At 60.0% G+C, this 2,767-nt stretch carries 4 protein-coding genes and 1 pseudogene; 2 read left to right on the top strand and 3 right to left on the bottom strand.

Annotation, left to right across the window (positions count from 1 at the left end; all coding sequences use genetic code 11):
- Window positions 1–74: 74 nt before the first annotated feature.
- A complete protein-coding gene (locus FJ942_RS28365) occupies window positions 75–524 on the bottom strand; it encodes an Rrf2 family transcriptional regulator (RefSeq protein ID WP_013530871.1) in 450 nt (149 codons plus the stop codon).
- Between the two features lie 258 nt (window positions 525–782).
- A complete protein-coding gene (locus FJ942_RS28360) occupies window positions 783–1,769 on the bottom strand; it encodes a sulfate ABC transporter substrate-binding protein (RefSeq protein WP_140499837.1) in 987 nt (328 codons plus the stop codon).
- A 167-nt stretch (window positions 1,770–1,936) separates the two neighbouring features.
- Here FJ942_RS28360 and FJ942_RS28355 point away from each other — a divergent pair, with 167 nt between their 5' ends.
- A complete protein-coding gene (locus FJ942_RS28355; protein WP_140899646.1) occupies window positions 1,937–2,212 on the top strand; it encodes an antitoxin in 276 nt (91 codons plus the stop codon).
- Window positions 2,212–2,621 (top strand): annotated as a pseudogene (locus FJ942_RS28350) (type II toxin-antitoxin system VapC family toxin). Before FJ942_RS28355 ends, FJ942_RS28350 begins: the two are co-directional and overlap by 1 nt.
- A 2-nt stretch (window positions 2,622–2,623) precedes the next feature.
- Here FJ942_RS28350 and FJ942_RS28345 read toward each other — a convergent pair.
- On the bottom strand, window positions 2,624–2,767 hold a 144-nt coding region (locus tag FJ942_RS28345; protein ID WP_181170064.1), incomplete at its 5' end, for a TOBE-like domain-containing protein.

Raw genomic sequence — 2,767 nt, 5'->3', positions numbered from 1 at the left:
TCCTGCAATTCCAAAGCCACAATCGGCCCGGATCAAAAAGCCAAATCAATGGCTTGCGGATAGTTCACGGCCGACTAGATCTGCGACGTCAACTCGACCGGAAAATCATCATTGTCGGCATCGCGCATGGCGGCAAGGCTGCGGTTGTCCAGCACCTCGGCGATTGCCTGGCGCACCTCGAGCATCATGTGCCGGACCTGGCACGTCGCTTCGTCGCAATCCTCGCAGCGCTGATACTGCGTGCGGCTGGCGCATGGGATCGGCGCCAGCGGCCCGTCCAGCACACGCACCACATGGCCGATCTTGATCTCCGAGGCCGGGCGGGCGAGGCGATAGCCGCCTTCCTTGCCTTTGCGGCTCTGGACGAAGCCGGCATTGCGCAGCTCGCCCAGAATGGCATCGAGGAATTTTTTCGGGATGTTGTTGGCGACCGCGATGTCGTTGACGAAGGCCAATTGGCCAGCCGGCAAGCCGGACAGATGCACGAGGGCCTTGAGGCCGTATTTGCCTTTTTTAGTCAGCATGCCCGAGTCAACCCATGAAGCCCCAACAATCCGCATCTGGCGGCTGTTTGTGTGCAAATGATGACGGGGCTTGTGGAGCGCTGCCGTTTCGCGAACAAGCCGATTTGTCGGCACGTTAGGCGCAAACGCGTTGATTCTTCGTAACCTTTTGCGCGGCTGGCGTCGTATTTGCCATATTTTGCCGCAAACGGCGAAAGCCGGCAAAGCGCCGGCTTTCCTGATTTGCTTATCGTAACGTGCTATCGCGCCGCGAAAACCTTATCGGCTGCCATAGGCCTGGTCGAGCAGGCCGCCGGCGGCGAAATGCTCTTTCTGGATGTTGTCCCAGCCGCCGAAGACGTTTTCCACCGTCAGCAGGCGCACGTCCGGGAAGTCGGCCTTGTGTTTGGCGGCGACGGCCGTGTCGCGGGCGCGCAGGCCATTGTCAGCGGCGATGTCCTGCCCTTCGGGCGTATAGAGGAAATCGAGATAGCTTTTGGCCAGATCACGCGTGCCATGTTCGTCGGCGACCTTGTCGACGATCGCCACCGGGAATTCTGCCAGCAGGCTGACGGAAGGCGTGACCTGCTCGAATTTGTCGTCGCCATACTCCTTGCGGATGCCGCGGGTTTCGGATTCGAACGTGATCAGCACGTCACCGATCTCGCGCTGCACGAAAGTGGTGGTGGCTGCGCGCCCGCCGGTGTCGAAGATCGGCACGTTGTTGAACAACTTGGTGATGAATTCCTTCACCTTGGCGTCGTCGCCCTTGAAGGCCTCCTTGGCGTAGGCGGTCGCCGCCAGATAGGTGTAGCGCGCATTGCCCGAGGTTTTCGGGTTGGGGAAGATCACCTGCACGTCGTCGCGCACCAAGTCGTTCCAATCCTTGATGTGCTTGGGGTTGCCCGCCCGCACCAGGAAGGACGGCAGCGAATAGAAGGGCGAGGCGTTGTCGGGAAAATCCTTCTGCCAGTCGGCCGAGACGAGGCCCTTCTTGACCAGGAAGTCGATGTCGGTGACCTGGTTGAAGGTGACGACATCAGCGCCGAGCCCTTCGGCGATGGCGCGTGCCTGAGCCGAGGTGCCGGCATGCGACTGGTCGATGCTCACGCCCGGGTGCTTCTCGATGAATGCCTTGTTGACCTGGACGAACAGTTCGCGGCCGACGTCATAGGAGGCGTTGAGCAGCTTGTCGGCAGACCAGGCTTGGGAAGATGCGAGGAACAGGCCGGCGACGGTGGCGACGCCGAGGAGAAATCGCTTCATGAAATAAGGCTCCGTGTTGTGCTTAATCACCTCACCATAGTCCTGCGCCACTTGCCCGACGAGGCACGTGCAATAGTTTCGCGGTGCCACCGTAAGAAAAAATGTCGTCATGAACGCTGTCATTAGAATTTTGTTCCGCCCAATATGCATATACAAAGGAGGCAACCATGCGCCAACACCGCCATTCAACAACGCGGCCGTCGAAGGAGGCGAAGCTGTTTCGCAATAACCGCAGCCAGGCGGTGCGCATTCCTGTCGAGTTCGAGCTCCCCGGCGAGAAGGTCCTGATCAGCCGTGAAGGCGACCGCCTTGTCATTGAGCCGATCCGCAAAGCTGGGCTCGGCGCGTTGCTCGCCCAATGGGCAAACGAGCCGCCGCTCGGCCCCGAGGACGATCTTCCCGAAATCAATGATGCGCCAGTCGAATCCGAGGACATTTTTTGATGCGGTTCATGCTGGACACCAACATCATCAGTGACATGATCCGAAATCCGGCTGGCAAAGCCGCCAATGCAGTGGAGCGCGAGGGAGACCACGCCATTTGCACAAGTATCGTGGTGGCCTCGGAATTGCGATATGGCTGTGCCAGGAAGGGATCAACCAAGCTGCTCAAAAAAGTCGAGCAATTGCTGGCTGAGATTCCGGTCTTGCCGCTCGATGTGCCGGCGGATGCAGAGTATGGCGCCCTTCGTGCAGAACTGGAGGCCGCCGGCCAACCCATTGACCATACGACCTTTTTATTGCTGCGCACGCCTGCGCTGTGGGCATCACTTTGGTAACGGCCAATACGGGCGAGTTCATGCGAATCCGCAACCTCAAGATCGAGAACTGGCTGGAGTGGTGCTCGGTCTAATATCAAGCAGCCGGAAACAGTTTCCAGCGGCCCGGGCGGAACGCTACCCGGCTCTTCTGTGCCGCGGGATGGTCGACGGGCAGCTCGATCTCGACGCGCTGGCGTTCGCCGCCGATCTCGAGTTCCACCCGGCGGGTGCCGGCGAC

The sequence above is a fragment of the Mesorhizobium sp. B2-4-2 genome, from assembly GCF_006442845.1.
Classification (GTDB): Bacteria; Pseudomonadota; Alphaproteobacteria; order Rhizobiales; family Rhizobiaceae; genus Mesorhizobium.
This window is presented reverse-complemented; position numbering and strand designations above follow the sequence as displayed.

What these genes read in the sequence shown, in the direction of transcription:
- FJ942_RS28365 (WP_013530871.1), bottom strand. Translation starts at nt 524, where the DNA reads ATGCTGACTAAAAAAGGCAAATACGGCCTCAAGGCCCTCGTGCATCTG.
- FJ942_RS28360 (WP_140499837.1), bottom strand. Translation starts at nt 1,769, where the DNA reads ATGAAGCGATTTCTCCTCGGCGTCGCCACCGTCGCCGGCCTGTTCCTC.
- FJ942_RS28355 (WP_140899646.1), top strand. Translation starts at nt 1,937, where the DNA reads ATGCGCCAACACCGCCATTCAACAACGCGGCCGTCGAAGGAGGCGAAG.